This window comes from Mesorhizobium sp. WSM4832, assembly GCF_055811115.1.
Genome location: NZ_JBVVQH010000023.1, coordinates 122105 through 139379, shown reverse-complemented (window position 1 = coordinate 139379; position 17275 = coordinate 122105). Strand labels below are relative to the sequence as shown.

Genomic DNA, 17275 nt, shown 5'->3' with positions numbered 1-17275 from the left:
CGCAGAGGGCAGATCTAGAAGCAAACTTCTTCGTCGCCAGCGGCGCGCCGCCCTCGTTGGTGGGGCGTATATAGTCGGAGCTCCCTCGACGCGTCAACACCGATTTCGAACTTTTTTGAATTTTTTGCGACGAATTTTTCGGCCGCCATTTTCGATAGCCGACTGCCCTCGCGGCAGCCCCAGGGTCATTCACAGCGAGGCCCTATTGCCGCCGCATTGAGGCGTGAAACCGGCCCATATAAGGAAGGCGCGCGCGTATGTACGAGGCGCGCCGACGACAGACGACAGGGCGCCCCGCGATGGGGGCGCGAGATTGGGGATATCGGCCCCGGCTTGCCGCTTCGTTGACTTCAACCGTCGTGACAGGCAAATGTCATGGCCACAACGACAACGACAAGCCGTTTCGCCTGGGGAAGAAGCAGCCTTTCTGGATGCCAGACACCGAAGAGGTCATAGCCGAACTCGGCAACGAGCCGCCGCTGATCGCGGACGGCCGCAGCGGTCCGCCTGATCGCCGCGAGGTTTCGGCGCGCTGGCTGTCGGGCACCTTTCTCACCGGCGTGACCTCGAGCGTGTTGATGGGCGTGGCGCTGTTTGCGGCGCTGGACGGGCGCCAGCAACTGGCCACGCCGCCTGAAATCGCCGAGCTCATCGGTCTTGCCAGCGGCGGCGATGATTCCGGCGAGCAGGCAAAGACCACAAGGCTGGTCGCGCCGCGCCAGATCGCCAGGGCGAAGGACCGGCGGCGCATGGAAGTGTCGATGGTCACCAAGGTCGGCGACCGCGACGTTATCCACACCATGCCTTTCGTGCAGATCAAGATGGCTCTGGCCGCCGGTCACACCACCAGCCGCCCCTACCCGCCGTTCGATCCCTTGCAGGTCTTCGGCGACGACGGCGACGACAATGCCCAGCCGGCAACGGCCACCGCGGTCGCCGGACAGATCTACGGCGCCAAGGTCGAAAGCGAGATGAGCCTGAAGACGGTCGATTTCCCGATCCAGACGGCCTCCTTCGACGAAAAGAGCGACCTTTCCGCCGATGAGGTGGAAAAAGTGGTGCGGGAAGCCGGCAGCGGCCTGAGCGACGGCGCCGTCCAGGTCGCGGCACTGCATTACATCGACCCGCAGCGATTCGGCGACGCCTTCGCCGAATCGATGGCGGGCTCCTATGACGTGAAGATCACCCAGGAAAACGTCTCGGTGGCGGCGCGCGCCACGCCGGACGACCAGACGCCGGCCTTCGCCGAGGAAATCATCCCCTTCACCAGGGACACCGATATCGCCGAGGCCTATGCCGATTCGGGCTACACCGGCGACGACGCCACTGGCATGGCGGAGGCGATCAGCAGGCTCTTGAACGCCCCGGCGCTGAAGGCCGGAACGGTGCTGCGTGTCGGCCTTGAAGTGCGCGGCGACGTCGCCAAAGTCGTGCGCACCAGCGTCTACGACAGGACCACGCATATCGTCACCATCGCGCTCGACGATCGCGGCCAGTACGTGCCGGCGCAGGAGCCGGAGCCCAATCCCGAGCTTTTGACGGCGTTCGACGATTCGCAGCCCGTCGTGGTGCGCGGCAACCTGCCCAATGTCTATGACGGCATCTACCGGACCGCCTATTCCTACGGCATGTCGAAAGCGATGACGCAGCAGCTGATCAAGCTGCTCGCCTCGGACGTCGATTTCCAGTCGCGGCTTTCGCCTTCCGACCGTCTCGAGGTGCTGTTCTCGCAGCCGGACGGCGACGACCAGACCTCCGACAATTCCGAGCTTCTCTACGTCTCGGCGACCTTCGGTGGGCAGACGCGCAATTTCTACCGCTTCCAGATGCAGGACGGCAGCACCGACTATTTCGACGAAAACGGCAGCAGCGCCAAGCAGTTCTTGCTGCGCAACCCGCTGCCAAATGGCCGTTTCACCTCCGGCTTCGGCGCCCGCAGGCACCCGATCCTCGGCTACGTCCGCATGCATACCGGCACCGACTGGGCAGCTCCGATCGGCACGCCGATCATTGCTGCCGGCAATGGCGTCGTCGAGAAGGCCGGCTGGGCGGGCGGCTACGGCAAGCAGATCATCCTGCGCCACGCCAATGGCTACGAGACCTCCTACAATCACCAGAGCGCATTCGCCAAAGGCATCGAGCCGGGCGTCCATGTCCGCCAGGGCCAGGTCATTGGCTATCTCGGCCAGACCGGTCTCTCGACCGGCCCGCATCTCCATTATGAGCTGATCGTCAACGGCACCAAGGTCGATTCGATGCGCGTGCGCCTGCCGGTCGGCAAGGTGCTCAAGGGCGACGACCTCGTGGCCTTCAAGCGCGAACGTGAACGCATCGACGATCTTCTGAAGCAGGAAGACGGCAACTCGCTGAAGGTTGCCAGCGCCAAGACTGATTCGCAGCTTCCGAACTAATCGTGCGAATCGTTTGACTGCCGCGGCCAAGGCGACGCCTGCCCGGGCACCGTAAACCAGGCGATGGCCGATGACAGCAGGCAAAGCAGCGTCGTGACCGCCGCAACCGCGGCAAACGCCGAATCGCCTGCTGCAACTCTCGCCGCATCGACATCGGCGGCCAGTCCGGCCGGCGCCGGCTCGCCAAAACCGGGAACGCCTGACATGCCGCCGGTCATGCGCGCATAGACGATCGCCGCGAGCGAACCCATCGCCGCCACAGCAATCAGGCCGCCGACGCGCGAGACCGCATTGTTGATGCCGGACGCGGCCCCGGTATCCTTGTCTTCCACGGAAGTCATGACCGCGGTCGAGAGCGGCGACACGACCTGCGCCATGCCAAGCCCCATCAGCGTCATCAGCGGAAAGGTCCCGATCCAGAAATCGTGAATGCCGAAATGGGCAAGCAAAGCGAGGCCGGCGAAGGCGATGGCGACGACCATGCTGCCGCTGGCGATCGGAAAGCGCGGACCGATCCGATCCGACCACTGGCCGGCCGGTCCGGACAAAAGCGCGATCGACGCCGACAGCGGCAGGAAAATGAAGCCGACCTCGGCCTCGCTCAGTCTCCAGCCGGCGATAAGAAGCATCGGTAGGTAGAACAGGTTGGCCGACAGCGCGAAATAGAGGAAGAACGTCGCAAGGTTGGCCCCGGCAAAGGCCCTGATCCGGAACAGGCCGAGATCGATCATCGGGTCGCGCCGCCGCCGCTCATAAAAGATGAAGACAAAAAGCAGGGCCACGCCGGCGACGATCGCCGGGCCCGACATCGACCCGGCGCCTTCGGCATTCATCGCCGTCAACCCGTAGGCGAGCAAGCCGAAAGCAAGCGTCGCCAACGCCGCACCCCCGAGATCGAGGCTGCGCTTTTCGGTCGGCTCGTCGGCCGGCACCTTGGCCAGCAGCAGGTAGATCGAGATCAGCCCGAGCGGCAGATTGATGGCGAAGATCGCGCGCCAGACGCCGTTGCCGAAAGTCGACAGGAAAAAGCCGCCCAGCACGGGCCCAAGCGCAGTGGTCAAGGCCGATGCGGCAGCCCAGATGCCGATCGCCCTGCCGCGTTCCTTCTTCGGATAGGCTTTGGCGATAATGGCGAGGCTGCCCGGCACCATGATCGCAGCACCGACGCCCTGGATGGCGCGGAAGGCGATCAGCACCGTGGGATCGGGCGCGACCGCGCAGGCCAGCGAAGCGGCGACGAACAGCGTGATCCCGGTGACGAAGGCGCGCCGCAGCCCGAACCGGTCGCCGGCAGCACCACCCGCGAGGATGAGCGCCGAGAGCGTCAGCGCATAGGCATTGGAAATCCACTGCGCTTCCGCCAGGCTGGCGCCGAGATCCGCGCGCAGCGCCGGCATGGCTATCGCCAGGATCGAGCCGTCGATGAAGCCAAGCGCCGAGGCAAGGATCGCCGCGACCAGCACGAATTTTCGCCGCCTCTGCGGACAGAACGTACCATTCGCGCGCGCGGGCGGATGCGAATCAGCAGTAGTTTCGTTCGCGGATGACATGGATCTCTGCTTAGCCCCCTGTCGTGGGCGCAACAACAAGCCAGAGCATCGCTGTTCTTGACACCAGATGACACTGGCCGCATGGCGAGGCTGGCACGAATCCTGATGCAAACCGCCAATCGCGTGCTAGGTTCCCGCCGTTACGCGCCAGGGGGAAGCCATGAAGCGGCCGCTCGAACCGTCGGCGGAAGGACGCGGACGCATCGTCGGCATAACCGACGGCGTCTTCGCCATCGCGCTCACCTTGATCGTGCTGGAGATAAGGCTGCCGTTGCATGAAGCGGTGCACTCGGAAGGCGAATTGCTTGCCGCGATCCTTGCGCTTGCGCCACGATTCCTGACCTATGCGCTGAGCTTCCTGACGCTGACCATCTTCTGGTTCGGCCAGCAGGCGCAGCACGGCCTGATCGCAAAATCGGACCGCCGGCTCGCGACATTGAACCTTTGCTTTCTCGCCTTCATCGCGCTGTTGCCGTTCTCAACCGACTTGCTGGCCGATTTCCTGGAGTTCAGGATCGCGGTGCTCGTCTACTGGCTGAACCTGCTGATGCTGGGCGCCACGCTGTTTTCAAGCTGGTGGTATGCCGACAGGAACGGCATGATCGCCGAGGACGTCGACGCGCAAACACGGCGCACCGTCTATCTGCGTATCGTCAAGGCGCAAATTCTCTGGGCGGTCGGCGCAGCGCTTTGCCTGATCGCGCCGCTGCTCAGCATCGTCTTCATCCTGCTGGTGCAGCTCATCTATGCCGCGGCGCCGCGCGCCTCACTGCTGCGTAAACTCATCGGTTGAGGTCCCGCCGACATCCGCGATTGTTGGTCCGCCGACGAACTCCACCGTGACGCCCGGCGACACCAGCTTGGCAAGCTCGCGCGCGTCCCAGTTGGTCAGGCGCACGCAGCCATGGCTCTCGGTCTTGCCGATCTTGGAGGGATCGGGCGTGCCATGGATGCCGTAGGTCGGTTTGTCGAGGGCGATCCAGACCGAGCCGACCGGACCGTTCGGCCCCGGCGGGATGGTCAGGATCTTGTCGTTCTGGCCTTGCTTGAAATTGATGCTCGGGTTGTAGGTGTAGTTCGGGTCGAGCGCGATGCGCGACACCGTGTGGATGCCTGTCGGCGACGGCGTGTCGGCCGAGCCGATGGTGGCCGGATAGGCCGCGACCAGCTTGCCGCCGGCATCATAGGCAAAGACTTCCTTCTTGGTCTTGTCGGCGACGATGTGCGCCACCGGCGTCGACACCAGCTTGCCGAAATTGGCGACCTTGATCATCGTGCCGGGGCGATTGAAGTCCACCCCCTTGTTGGTCGACTTCAGATAGTTCTCGTCCATATGGAAGCGCTCGGCCAGCGCCTCGGTGACCGAGGTGTAGCCCATGCGGTCGAGCCTGGCCTTCTGGCTATAGTCTTCCGGGATCGAGGCGACGTAAGGGCCGGCGACATCTTCCGGCGTGATCGTGTAGGAGGCGAAGGCATCGCCGCCGGACTGGGCAAGCGCCGCCTGGATGCCGACCGCATCGGTCGATTTCAAATTGCTGCCGTTTATTTCGTTGTAGGCGGCCAGCGCCTTGTCGACATTCGAGCCGAAGCGGCCGTCGATGACGCCCGGCGAAGCGCCGCCGCGATCGAGCAGCACCTGCAGCGCCGCAACATCCTGGCGCACCCCAAGCGACAGCGACGGATCGACGGTGGCCTTGCCGCCTGTGTTCGGCGGCAGTGACGCCTGGGCATCAGGGTTGGTCTGCAGCAGTTCCCCCTGGCCAGGCTGCTCCGGATCGATCGACGCCTCGTCCAGCGGCTGGCGCTTGATGGTGTCCGACTTCGGCGCCTCCGGATAAGTGCTGGCAAAGCCGTCATCATTGTTGGGCACCGGCGGATAGGCATCGACGGAATTGTCGCCGTTGGGGTCATATTCGTCGACCGGCGGCGGGATGACCCGGCCGTTCTCCTCCAGCTGCCGCCGGCGGAAGCGAGCCATGTCTTCGGGATTGTCGAGATAATAGCGGTCGTCATTCTCAACCGGCGCGCGGCCGAGTTCCTGCATGCGCATCTGCCGGCGAAGCGCGCGGCGGTCGAGCCTGCTGCCCGGTGGCTGGATGGCGATGACCTTGCCGGTGTCGGCATCGACCAGCACGCGGTTGCCTCTGGCGTCGTAGTAGATATCGACATTGCCTTCCTGCGCCAGCATCAGCGCCCCGCGCTCGGTCGGGCGCGAACTCTGCGCGCCATCCATGCCCGGCATGGCGAACGCACCGGAAGACACCAGCCCGGCCGCGAGTGCCGAAAGGGAGAAGATCAAGCGCAGCATGGGGGTCAAGCTCTCCGGTCGACTGGGCTTCTGGCGGGCGAATCTTTCGCCAGCATACCAGCTACCCAGGTTAAGGTTCCAACATGAAGCGGGCATGAAGATGGCGGCTTTCCGGTACCTTGGGGAATATTAGCTAATGCATGTCGCGCAAAAAGTGTGCCGCGGTTTTGCGAGAACGACATGCATAAAATCCTTAGGACGCGGCAAGCCTCAATTCCTTGCGTGCCTGTTTGGTCAACTTGAGGACGACCAGGCGATGGCTCTCGCGCAGATAATCCTTGAGTGCCTCATCATCCACGCTTTGGCTTGTCTGGCGCTGGATCCATTTCATGCCGCGCGAGGCGAGATAGGGCGCCGGCCGGCAGCCGGGCTGATCCTTCAGCACGTCATAGCCCATTTCGGAACATTTGAATGTGACGAACAACTGGCCGCCGTCGTTCCAGCCGCCAATGGCAAACACCTTGCCTCCGACCTTCCAGACATGGGCGCCGCCCCACTGGACCACGTGGGTCGTCGCCGGCAGCGAAGCGCAGAAGCCGTTATACTCGTCGAGCTCCATCGAGGCCTTCCCTTTCCCAGCCGTCCCGGTTCAGCACCTGATTATGCGCGGCTACCAAGAATAACAAAGCGCGCCGCACCTGTCCGATGCGACGCGCTTGTATTCACTCCAACATGCCCGAGATCAGGCGGCGGCTTCCGTCGCCACCACCGTCGGCTTCGAGCGGAAGTTCAGCCGATCGGAGCCTGCCGTGACCTTGACGGTCGAACCGTCGAGGATTTCGCCTAGCAGGATCTTCTCCGCCAGCGGGTCCTGCAGTTCCTTCTGCATCACCCGCTTCAGCGGCCTGGCGCCGTAGGCCGGGTCATACCCCTTGGCCGCCAGCCACTCGATCGCGTCATGATCGAGCGACAGCGTGATCTTGCGGTCGACAAGCAGGTTCTCCAGCCGCTTGAGCTGGATCTCGACGATACGGTCCATGTCCTGCCGGCGCAGCCGGTGGAACAGGATCACCTCGTCGACGCGGTTGAGGAACTCCGGCCGGAACGACGCCCTCACCACGCCCATCACCTCGTCGCGCACGGCATCGACATCCTGGTCGTCGCTGAGACCGACCAGATATTCGGCGCCGAGGTTGGACGTCATGATGATCAGCGTGTTGCGGAAGTCGACCGTTCGGCCCTGACCATCGGTCAGGCGGCCGTCGTCGAGCACCTGCAGCAGCACGTTGAACACATCCGGATGCGCCTTCTCGATCTCGTCGAACAGCACGACCTGATAGGGCCGGCGCCGCACCGCTTCGGTCAGCGCGCCGCCTTCCTCGTAGCCGACATAGCCGGGAGGCGCGCCGATCAGCCGGGCGACGGAGTGCTTCTCCATGAACTCCGACATGTCGATGCGCACCAGCGCCGTCTCGTCGTCGAACAGGAAGCTGGCCAGCGCCTTGGTGAGTTCGGTCTTGCCGACCCCGGTCGGCCCAAGGAACATGAACGAGCCGATCGGCCGGTTCGGATCCTGCAGCCCGGCGCGGGCGCGCCGCACGGCCTTGGACACCGCCTGCACCGCCTCGCCCTGGCCGACGACGCGCTTGCCGATCTCGTCTTCCATGCGCAAGAGTTTCTCGCGTTCGCCTTGCAGCATCTTGTCGACCGGAATGCCGGTCCAGCGCGAAACGATATGGGCGACATGGTCGGGCGTGACCACCTCTTCGACCATGCCGACCTTGCCGTCCTGGGCCTCGGACTCTTTCAGCTTCTTCTCCAGCTCCGGAATCTTGCCATAGGCAAGCTCGCCGGCGCGCTGAAATTCACCCTTGCGCTGCGCGATCGCGAGTTCGTTGCGTGCTTCGTCAAGCTGCTTCTTAAGGTCGGCCGCCAGACCGAGTTTTTGCTTCTCGGCCTGCCATTTCGAGGTGATCTCGGTCGATTCCTCTTCAAGGCCGGAAAGTTCCTTCTCGAGGCGAGCCAGCCGGTCCTTCGATGCGTCGTCGGTCTCGACCTTGAGCGCCTCGCGCTCGATCTTAAGCTGCATGATGCGGCGGTCGATCTCGTCCAGCGCTTCCGGCTTGGAATCGACCTGCATGCGCAGCCTGGACGCCGCCTCATCGACCAGGTCGATCGCCTTGTCCGGCAGGAAGCGGTCCGCGATGTAGCGGTTGGAAAGGGTCGCCGCCGACACCAGCGCGGAATCGGAAATGCGCACCTTGTGATGCTGCTCGTACTTCTCCTTCAGGCCGCGCAGGATCGAAACTGTGTCCTCCACCGTCGGCTCGTCGACGAAGACGGGCTGGAAACGGCGGGCAAGCGCGGCGTCCTTTTCGACATGCTTGCGGTATTCGTCGAGCGTGGTCGCGCCGACGCAGTGCAGCTCGCCACGCGCCAGCGCGGGCTTCAACAGGTTCGACGCGTCCATGGCGCCATCCGCCTTGCCGGCACCGACCAGCGTGTGCATCTCGTCGATGAACAGGATGATGTTGCCGCTAGCCGACGTGACTTCGTTGAGCACGGCCTTCAGCCGCTCCTCGAACTCGCCGCGATATTTGGCGCCGGCAATCAGCGCGCCCATGTCGAGCGCCATCAATTGCTTGTCCTTCAGCGATTCCGGCACGTCGCCATTGACGATGCGCAGCGCAAGGCCCTCAGCGATTGCCGTCTTGCCGACGCCCGGCTCGCCGATCAGCACCGGGTTGTTCTTGGTGCGCCGCGACAGCACCTGGATGGTGCGGCGAATCTCGTCGTCGCGGCCGATGACCGGATCGAGCTTGCCGGCGCGGGCATCGGCCGTGAGGTCGCGCGCATATTTCTTCAGCGCGTCATAGCCCTGCTCGGCGCTGGCCGAATCGGCGGTGCGGCCCTTGCGGATGTCGTTGATGGCCTGGTTGAGCGCCTGCGCGGTAACGCCTGCCTTGGACAGGATGTCGGCGGTCTTGGCCGATTTCTCCATGGCCAGCGCCTGCAGCAGCCGTTCGACCGTGACGAAACTGTCGCCGGCCTTCTTGGCCAGATCCTCGGCGGTCGAAAACACCTTGGCCAGCGGCTGGGCAAGATAGAGCTGGCCATTGCCGCCTTCGACCTTGGGCATGGCCTCGAGCGCCGTCTCGACGCCCAGCTTGACGTCGCGGACATTGCCGCCGGCACGCTCGATCAAGGACGCAGCCAGGCCCTCGTCGTCGTCGACGAGCACCTTCAGCATATGTTCGGGGGTGAATTGCTGGTGGTTGCGCGAGAGCGCCATGGTCTGCGCGGACTGGATGAAGCCGCGCACGCGCTCCGAGTATTTTTCAAGATTCATTCTTTGTCTCCTTCCGTCACCGGCCCGCTTTGCGGCACCGGATCAGATTGCGGTGACGGGCCCGCTCAAAAGAGCCGGGCCCTGTTCAGCCGAGATATGGTGTATGGGCCGCAGTCCCTCAAGACGCCTTGATGCGGATCAAATCAGAATATTCCAATGCATGTCGGCGCAAAAGCGTGCAGCGGTTTTTGGCAAGCAACATATAACGAACGAAGGGCCAAAGCGCGTCGCAACGCGCTGCGCAAAAACGAAAACGGCGGAGAGTGCTCTCCGCCGTCCGCAATGCCTGAAAGGGCGTCTGGATCAGTTGTTCGCGTCGGCAGCCACAGGCTCGCCGGGAGCCGCGGCTTCACCGGCGACCGGCTCACTTACCCGGTTCGCCTCTTGGGCAGGCTTGGGCGCCATGTCATTGCTATCGTTCGCCGCGTTTCGCTCTTCGCCTGAACTTACGGGGCCTGAATTTTCGGAGCTTGAACCTTCGGGGCTCGCGCTCTGAGGCTGGTCGGCCTGCTCGCCATTGCTGCCGCGCGGGCGGCGCGGGCGCCGCGGCCGACGACCGCCGCCATTGTCCATGGCGGCTTCGTTGAGCTCGGCCTGGGCGGCAAGCGCCGCCGGCGAGAAACTGTCGAACTGCGGCGCGGCCTGCTCGGCCTGGGGTCCCGCCTCACCTGCGGCCTCGGGCTGTGCCGGTGCCTCATTGCGGCGGTTCTGATCGAACTGCTGGCCGCCATGCTCGCCGCGCTGGCCGTTTTCGCCACGCGGACCGTTCTGGCCATAGCTGCCGTTGCGGCGGTCGCGATGCCGGTCGCGGCTATTGTTGTCGCGGTTGTCGCGCTGGCTATTGTCGCGCCGGTTGTTGTCGCGACCGCTTTCCTGGTTGTAGGCAAGTTCCGCCGGCGTGCCTTCGATCACCGGCTGAGGCCCCGAGCCGCTCGCCGCGGCAGGCGCCTCTGTGTTGCCGTTGTTGTTGCCGCCAGTATCGAACTCGTCACGATCCTCATCGAGATCGTCGTCGAAGTCGTCGCGGTTCTGCTGGGCGTTCTGGATCGGCATCTGCGCCTGCGCAGCAGCGATGATGCGATTGTAATGTTCGGCGTGCTGGAGATAGTTCTCAGCCATCACCCTGTCGCCGGAACTCTGCGCGTCACGGGCGAGTGTGGCATATTTTTCGGCGATCTGTTGAGCCGATCCGCGGATCTTCACGTCCGGGCCGTTGCTCTCGTAACTGCGGGTCAGGGGATTTGGTCCCTTGCGGTTGTTATTATTGCCACCGCCGCCATTGTTGTTGCGACCGCGCATGCGCCTGTTCTGCTGTTGTGGCCTCATTAGACTCTCTTCATAGTGGATTTTCGAAAAACTCTTCACGAACGGAGGCGCTCATGCAGCCAGCCGTTTCGTCTCTTCACCGGCGTTCGCCCGCATCAATTGCGTTGGCGCCACGTGCCATCCTGTTCCGGTTACATTACTTGCCGGACGATTCCCGCACGAAGCTTGGGCGTCGTTTGCGCAAGAAGGCAGCTATTTCCACGGAAAACCGAATCGCTGGGAGCACTGCCTGCTTCGTCTCATCCGGTTGAGCCGGACCCTAGCTGCATTCCCCGGTGTTGCCAAGCGGTTTTTTCGCACTGCATCAGGGCTTTCAACGCTCGAACACCAGAACTCTGTCGTTGCCGCCGAGATCGCGATAGGCCCCGGCAAACCTATAGCCGGCTGCCGCGAATATCCCGGTTACCTCGGTTTTCTGTGTGTGGCCGATCTCGACCGCTACCTTGCCTTGCGCTTCCAGAAATCCTGCCGCTTCAGCGGCGATGACCCTATAGGGGGCCAAACCATCCGCACCGCCATCGAGGGCCTGGTGCGGGTCGAAATCGCGGACCTCGTCCTGCAGATTTCGGATGTCTCGACTGGGTATATAGGGAGGGTTCGAGGCAATTACATGGTAGCGGCCCGAAACTTTTTCGAACCAGTTGGAATGCAAGGCTTTGAAGCGCCCGCCGAGCCCCAGATCCCTGGCGTTTCCCGCCGCGGTCGCCAGCGCGTCGAGGGAAATGTCGACGCCCGTCGCGGTGGCCGCCGGAACGGCGTCAAGCAGGGCCAGCGCAATGGCGCCGGTACCCGTGCCGAGGTCGAGAATGCAGCATTCGCCCAGCCTCTCGGCAATTGTCCTGGCGAAGGGCAGGACGGCCTCGACCAGCGTCTCGGTGTCCGGCCGGGGCTCAAGCGTGTCCGGCGATAGTGACAGCCGCAAGCCATAGAATTCGCGGTAGCCGAGGATACGATGCACCGGCTCGCCTGCGACGCGACGCCTCAGGGCCGCTTCGATGGCCGAAAGCGCCGCGGAAGCCACCTCCTGTCCCGGTTCGGCAATGGCCTGGGTGCGGGTCGTGCCGGAGAAATGTTCGACGATCAGCCGTGAATCGAGCACTGGATCGTCAATGCCGGCGGCGGCCAGACGCTCGCGCGCTGCCCTGAGCAGCGGCTCGAGCGCGGCGGGCAGTTGATCAGCCATCGAGACTCATATCGGCAAGCAGCTTCGACTGATGGTCGGCGATCAGCGCGTCGATCACCTCGTCGAGCTCGCCCATCATCACCCGGTCGAGTTTGTAGAGCGTGAGGTTGATGCGGTGGTCGGTGACGCGCCCTTGCGGGAAATTATAGGTTCGGATGCGCTCCGAACGGTCACCGGAGCCGACCTGCGACTTACGCGCCTCCGAGCGTTCCTCGTCCGCCTTGCTGCGCTCCATGTCGTAGAGCCGGGCGCGCAGGATCTGCATGGCCTTCGCCCGGTTCTGGTGCTGTGACTTTTCCGCCTGCACAACCATGATGCCGGTCGGCAAATGGGTGATGCGCACCGCCGAATCGGTAGTGTTGACGTGCTGGCCTCCGGAGCCCGAGGCCCGCATCGTGTCGATGCGGATATCTTCGGCGCGGATGTCGATATCGACCTCTTCGGCTTCCGGCAGCACTGCTACGGTGGCGGCGGAGGTGTGGATGCGGCCGCTGGCCTCGGTCGCCGGCACGCGCTGCACGCGATGCACGCCGGATTCGAATTTCAGATGGGCAAAGACGCCCCTACCGGAAATGGTGGCGATGATTTCCTTGAAGCCGCCGGCATCGCCATCGCTGGCCGACACGGTCTCGAAGCGCCAGCCATGTTCGGCGGCATAGCGCTCGTACATGCGAAACAGGTCGCCAGCGAAGAGCGCGGCCTCGTCGCCGCCGGTGCCGGCACGGATTTCGAGGATGGCATTCTTGTCGTCGGCGGCGTCCTTGGGCAGCAGCAGGAGCTGGATATCCTTTTGCAGCGCCTCGATGCGCTCCTCGACACCAGGCAGATCCGCCTCGGCCAGCGCCCGCATCTCGGCATCGGTGCCCTTGTCGGCGAGCATCGCCTCGAGATCGGCCTGCTCATGCTCGGCCGAGCGCAGCGCCCGAACCTTGGCCACCATGTCCTGCAGCTCGGCATATTCCGAGGCCATCTTCACATAGGCATCGGCCGCCGGGCCGGCCGACATCTGCGCTTCGAGCATCTCGAAACGCTTGACGACCTGATCCATACGCTCGCGGGGCAAGTTGATCATGTGGGATGCTATAGCGGAATGGAGCGGTCGTCGGCAAAAGCCTGCAGCAGCGCCCGCATCGGCAACTGGCTGGGCGCCATCAGATTGTCCCGGAAGAAGCCTTTCAGTTCCTCCAGCGGCAGTTCGGTCAGCATCGCCTTGACGGGACCGATCGAGGCCGGCGACATCGAGATCGAGCGGAAGCCGAGGCCGATCAGCGCCATGGCGGAGATGGGTTTGCCGGCGAGCTCGCCGCAGAGCGTCACCGGCGTGTGATTGCGCGCGCCGGCATCGGCGATCGTCTTCAGCACTCGCAGGAACGGCGCCGAAAGCGTGTCGAAGCGGTCGGCAAGCTGCGTATTGCCGCGGTCGACCGCCATGATGAACTGGAACAGGTCGTTGGAGCCGACCGAAACGAAATCCACCGCCTTCATCAATTCGTCGAGCTGGAACAGCAGCGACGGCACTTCCAGCATCGCACCGAGCTTGAGGCTGGTGGGCAGGTGATGGGCAAAGCGCGACAAATGCCGGACCTCGCGGTCGATGATCTCGCGCGCCTGCGCAATCTCCGACAGCTCGGTCACCATCGGCAGCATCAGCTTCAGCTCGCGGCCGCCGCAGGCCTTCAGCAGCGCCCGGATCTGGGTCCTGAGCAGGCCGGGACGATCAAGCGTCAGCCGGATCGCACGCCAGCCGAGCGCCGGGTTTTCTTCCTGGATCGCGCCCTTGAAATAGGGCAGCACCTTGTCGCCGCCGATGTCGATGGTGCGGAAGGTGACCGGCTTGCCGCGCGCGGCCTCGAGAACGTCTCGATATAGCCGCTCCTGCGCCTCGGCGCGCGGAAAGGTCGAGGCAACCATGAACTGCAACTCGGTGCGGAACAGGCCGATACCCGCGGCGCCCGATTCGGTGAGTTGCGGCAGGTCGACCGCCAGGCCGGCATTCATCAGGAGATCGACGGGAACCCCGTCCTTGGTCAGCGACGGCTTCTTGCGCAGCTCGCGGTAGACCTCCTGCCGCCGGGCCCGGAAGCGGACCTTTTCGGCGTAAGCGGCTTCCAGGTCGGATTGTGGCCTGAGATGGATAGTGCCTTCCTCGCCGTCGACAATGATGGCGTCACCGTTTTCCGCCATGGAAACGGCGCCCTTCATCTGCCCGGCGACCGGGATGCCCATGGCGCGCGCGACGATGACGACATGGCTGGTCGCGGCGCCATCCTCCAGCACCAGCCCGCGCAGCTTGTCGCGCGGATAGTCGAGCAGTTCGGCCGCGCCCATCGAGCGGGCGACGATGATGGCGTCCTTCGGCAGCGAGGCGGCGACGTCCTCCGGACCGCGCCCCATCAACTGGCGCAGCAGCCGGTTGGCTAGATCGTCGAAATCGCTCATCCGCTCGCGCAGATAGGGATCGGTCATGTGCAGCATGCGGGCGCGCATGTCGCTCTGCACCTTCTCGACGGCCGCTTCCGCCGTCAGACCGTTGCGGATCGCCTCTTCCAGCCGCCGCACCCAGCCGCTGTCATTGGCAAACATGCGGTAGGCCTCGAGCACCTCGCGATGCTCGCCCTCGAAGGCGACCTCGCGCCGTTCCAGCATGTCGTCGATCGACAGCCTGAGCGAGCCGAGCGAGGCCTGCAGCCGCCTCACCTCTTCCTCGCTGTCCTCGTTGAACAGGTTGGTGACGACGATACGCGGCTCGTGCAGCACAACATGGCCGAGCCCGACGCCTTCGTTGAAGGACAGGCCGGTGAAGCTCGCCGGGCGGCTGAGATCGAGTTCCAGGCCAGGACGGGTGAGGCGGGCGAGATCGCCGGTGGCGATCATCTCGGCGATCACCATCGCCGTCGTTTCCAGCGCCTCGACCTCGTCGTCGCGGTAGTGACGCATGGTCTTGTTCTGCACCACCAGGACGCCCAGCGTGCGCCCTGCCCTCAGCACCGGCACGCCGAGGAAGGAATTGTAGATCTCTTCACCCGTCTCCGGCAGGTAGGCGAATGCCGGATGCTCCTGCGCGTTGGACAGATTGAGTGGCCGCGCGCTGGCGGCGATCGTGCCCACCAGGCCCTGCCCCAGCCTCAGTTGCGCCAGGTGGACGGCGTTCGGGTTCAGACCCTCGGTGGCGTAGAGCTCGAGCACCGAGTCGGCGCGCAGCACATAGAGCGAGCAGACTTCGGCGACCATGTTGGAGGCGATGTCGCGCACGATACGGTCGAGCCGCTCCTGCGGCTCCAGCGGCTCCTGCATGAGCTCGCGGAGCCGTTTGAGCAGAACGCGCGGGCCGCCGGCCATGTCACGCATCGCGGCTTCTTCTCCAATGGGCACGTTGCCCGCCGCAGTTTCTCCCGCGGCCGGCGCTCACGCAACAACTGACTCAGTTCTTGCTATTGCTTATCCAGACCGTAGACGGAATGCAAAGTGCGAACCGCGAGTTCCGTGTAGGGACCGTCGATCAGTATCGAGATTTTGATCTCGGACGTGGTGATGGCGCGGATGTTGATCGCCTTGTCCGCCAGCGCCTTGAAGGCCGTGGCGGCGACGCCGGCGTGGCTCCTCATGCCGATGCCGATGACCGAGACCTTCGACATGCCGGCTTCCGACTGCACGACATCGTAGCCGACATCGGGTTTCAGCCTCTCCAGCACGGCAAGCGCCTTGTCGACGTCGCCGGAGGGCACGGTGAAGGTCATGTCGGTGAACTTGCCGTCCTCGGAGATGTTCTGGACGATCATGTCGACATTGATGTTGGCCTCGGCCAGCGGTCCGAAGATGCCGGCGGCGACGCCTGGGCGATCGCCGACGCGGCGCAGCGAAATCTGCGCTTCGTCCTTGGCGTAGGCAATTCCGGTGACGACCTGCTGTTCCACGATCTCTTCCTCGTCGCAAATAAGCGTTCCGGGCGGATTGAGCAAATCCCCCATTCCGGGCGCATCGGGATCGTCGAAGGACGACCGCACGAAGGTACGCACCCTGTGTACCATGGCAAGCTCGACCGAGCGCACTTGCAGCACCTTGGCGCCGAGCGAGGCCATTTCGAGCATTTCCTCGAACGAAATCTTGGCCAGCCGCCGGGCTTTCGGCTCGATGCGCGGGTCGGTCGTGTAGACGCCATCGACATCGGTATAGATGTCGCAGCGGTCGGCCTTGACCGCCGCGGCGATCGCCACGGCGCTGGTGTCGGAGCCGCCGCGGCCGAGCGTCGCGATGCGGTTGTCCGGACCGATGCCCTGGAAACCGGCGATGACCGCCACCTGGCCCTCCCCGAAGCGCTTGATCAGGAAAGCGCCGTCGATGTCGAGGATGCGCGCCGCGCCATGGGCGTTGTCGGTCTTGATCGGGATCTGCCAGCCCTGCCAGGAGCGGGCATGGACGCCCATGTTCTGCAAGGTGATCGCCAGCAGACCGGCTGTGACCTGTTCGCCCGAGGCGACGACGGCGTCATATTCGCGCGCGTCGTGCATCGGCGAGGCTTCGCGCGTCCAGCCGACCAGCTCGTTGGTCTTGCCGGCCATCGCCGAGACCACCACGGCAACGTCGTGGCCGGCATCGACCTCGCGTTTGACATGACGCGCCACATTGCGGATGCGGGCGATGTCGGCGACCGAGGTTCCGCCGAATTTCATCACGATGCGCGCCATGGAAGCGAAATGCCTTTGACTGAAGCCGGCTCAAGGCCGGAACCGGAGGAAACGCCAGGGTGACCAAGCGCGGAAATGCGCGGCCTCCTTAGCCAAAACGGCAAGGCTTCGCAAGCGAGCGCGGCTATAGCCGGCCCCGGCACCGTTCATCCTGACGGATTCCTGGCGCCGGCCATGCCATAAGACTGGCCGAAACTGGCCTTTGGAGATTCTCATGACAGAGACCCTGGAAATCGTCACCTTCCGCCTCAAGCCCGGCACGGAAGCCGGCTTCGTCGCCGGCAACGGCGTCATGACCGACTGGCTTGCCCGGCAGCCGGGCTTTCTCGGCAGGCATCTCGGCAGAGGCGAGGATGGGACCTGGGTGGATGTCGTGCGCTGGCAGGGCATGGAGCAGGCCCAGGCGGCCGCAAACCGCATCATGGCCGAGATCGGCGATAGCGAGGCCATGCAGGCGATCGAGCCGGCCAGCGTCGCCATGAGCCACGCGGCGGTCGTGTTGTCGCGTTGAACGTCGGCGGCA

General features: G+C 64.3%; 12 protein-coding genes. 3 read left to right on the top strand and 9 right to left on the bottom strand.

The genetic code is table 11. The annotated features are described in order from the left end of the window. The first annotated feature begins 431 nt into the window (after positions 1–431). Complete coding sequence (locus AC0L2L_RS27570) at positions 432–2411, top strand: M23 family metallopeptidase (RefSeq protein WP_473582949.1); 1980 nt, start codon at positions 432–434, stop codon at positions 2409–2411. Here AC0L2L_RS27570 and AC0L2L_RS27565 read toward each other — a convergent pair. Next, positions 2408–3961: an MFS transporter gene (locus tag AC0L2L_RS27565; protein ID WP_473582947.1), complete on the bottom strand. Its 1554-nt coding sequence runs from the start codon at positions 3959–3961 to the stop codon at positions 2408–2410. The two genes, AC0L2L_RS27570 and AC0L2L_RS27565, sit on opposite strands and share 4 nt — an antisense overlap. Before the next feature lie 160 nt (positions 3962–4121). Here AC0L2L_RS27565 and AC0L2L_RS27560 point away from each other — a divergent pair, with 160 nt between their 5' ends. Then, a complete protein-coding gene (locus AC0L2L_RS27560) occupies positions 4122–4754 on the top strand; it encodes a TMEM175 family protein (protein ID WP_473582945.1) in 633 nt (210 codons plus the stop codon). Here the strand turns inward: AC0L2L_RS27560 and AC0L2L_RS27555 are convergent. The 8 genes from AC0L2L_RS27555 to AC0L2L_RS27520 all read right to left on the bottom strand — a co-directional run bounded on the left by AC0L2L_RS27555 (position 4728) and on the right by AC0L2L_RS27520 (position 16752). Next, positions 4728–6269, bottom strand: a complete 1542-nt coding sequence (locus AC0L2L_RS27555; protein WP_473582942.1) for a L,D-transpeptidase family protein — start codon at positions 6267–6269, stop codon at positions 4728–4730. The genes AC0L2L_RS27560 and AC0L2L_RS27555 overlap by 27 nt on opposite strands. 193 nt (positions 6270–6462) lie before the next feature. Then, on the bottom strand, positions 6463–6828 hold the full coding sequence (locus tag AC0L2L_RS27550) for an MmcQ/YjbR family DNA-binding protein (RefSeq protein ID WP_473582940.1): 366 nt from the start codon (positions 6826–6828) through the stop codon (positions 6463–6465). Positions 6829–6951: 123 nt separating this feature from the next. After that, on the bottom strand, positions 6952–9558 hold the full coding sequence (gene clpB / locus AC0L2L_RS27545) for an ATP-dependent chaperone ClpB (protein WP_473582938.1): 2607 nt from the start codon (positions 9556–9558) through the stop codon (positions 6952–6954). A gap of 303 nt (positions 9559–9861) precedes the next feature. After that, entirely contained in the window at positions 9862–10884 is a 1023-nt protein-coding gene (locus AC0L2L_RS27540; RefSeq protein WP_473582936.1) for a DUF4167 domain-containing protein, read from the bottom strand. Between the two features lie 313 nt (positions 10885–11197). Continuing rightward, positions 11198–12067: a peptide chain release factor N(5)-glutamine methyltransferase gene (prmC, locus tag AC0L2L_RS27535; protein ID WP_473582934.1), complete on the bottom strand. Its 870-nt coding sequence runs from the start codon at positions 12065–12067 to the stop codon at positions 11198–11200. Continuing rightward, positions 12060–13139 (bottom strand): peptide chain release factor 1, encoded by a 1080-nt coding sequence (prfA, locus tag AC0L2L_RS27530; protein ID WP_473582932.1) that lies wholly within the window; start codon positions 13137–13139, stop codon positions 12060–12062. The genes prmC and prfA overlap by 8 nt, the downstream gene beginning before the upstream one ends. An 8-nt stretch (positions 13140–13147) precedes the next feature. Beyond that, a complete protein-coding gene (gene ptsP / locus AC0L2L_RS27525; protein ID WP_473582930.1) occupies positions 13148–15415 on the bottom strand; it encodes a phosphoenolpyruvate--protein phosphotransferase in 2268 nt (755 codons plus the stop codon). Between the two features lie 83 nt (positions 15416–15498). Beyond that, positions 15499–16752 (bottom strand): aspartate kinase, encoded by a 1254-nt coding sequence (locus AC0L2L_RS27520; protein WP_473582928.1) that lies wholly within the window; start codon positions 16750–16752, stop codon positions 15499–15501. 214 nt (positions 16753–16966) lie between these two features. On the opposite strand from AC0L2L_RS27520, the gene AC0L2L_RS27515 reads away from it, so the two are divergent. Continuing rightward, complete coding sequence (locus tag AC0L2L_RS27515) at positions 16967–17263, top strand: antibiotic biosynthesis monooxygenase family protein (protein ID WP_473582925.1); 297 nt, start codon at positions 16967–16969, stop codon at positions 17261–17263. Positions 17264–17275: the final 12 nt, after the last annotated feature.

Bases quoted from the DNA above. Each gene is read 5' to 3' on its own strand.
- AC0L2L_RS27570 (WP_473582949.1), top strand. From the start codon at position 432: ATGCCAGACACCGAAGAGGTCATAGCCGAACTCGGCAACGAGCCGCCG.
- AC0L2L_RS27565 (WP_473582947.1), bottom strand. From the start codon at position 3,961: ATGTCATCCGCGAACGAAACTACTGCTGATTCGCATCCGCCCGCGCGC.
- AC0L2L_RS27560 (WP_473582945.1), top strand. From the start codon at position 4,122: ATGAAGCGGCCGCTCGAACCGTCGGCGGAAGGACGCGGACGCATCGTC.
- AC0L2L_RS27555 (WP_473582942.1), bottom strand. From the start codon at position 6,269: ATGCTGCGCTTGATCTTCTCCCTTTCGGCACTCGCGGCCGGGCTGGTG.
- AC0L2L_RS27550 (WP_473582940.1), bottom strand. From the start codon at position 6,828: ATGGAGCTCGACGAGTATAACGGCTTCTGCGCTTCGCTGCCGGCGACG.
- clpB (WP_473582938.1), bottom strand. From the start codon at position 9,558: ATGAATCTTGAAAAATACTCGGAGCGCGTGCGCGGCTTCATCCAGTCC.
- AC0L2L_RS27540 (WP_473582936.1), bottom strand. From the start codon at position 10,884: ATGAGGCCACAACAGCAGAACAGGCGCATGCGCGGTCGCAACAACAAT.
- prmC (WP_473582934.1), bottom strand. From the start codon at position 12,067: ATGGCTGATCAACTGCCCGCCGCGCTCGAGCCGCTGCTCAGGGCAGCG.
- prfA (WP_473582932.1), bottom strand. From the start codon at position 13,139: ATGATCAACTTGCCCCGCGAGCGTATGGATCAGGTCGTCAAGCGTTTC.
- ptsP (WP_473582930.1), bottom strand. From the start codon at position 15,415: ATGCGTGACATGGCCGGCGGCCCGCGCGTTCTGCTCAAACGGCTCCGC.
- AC0L2L_RS27520 (WP_473582928.1), bottom strand. From the start codon at position 16,752: ATGGCGCGCATCGTGATGAAATTCGGCGGAACCTCGGTCGCCGACATC.
- AC0L2L_RS27515 (WP_473582925.1), top strand. From the start codon at position 16,967: ATGACAGAGACCCTGGAAATCGTCACCTTCCGCCTCAAGCCCGGCACG.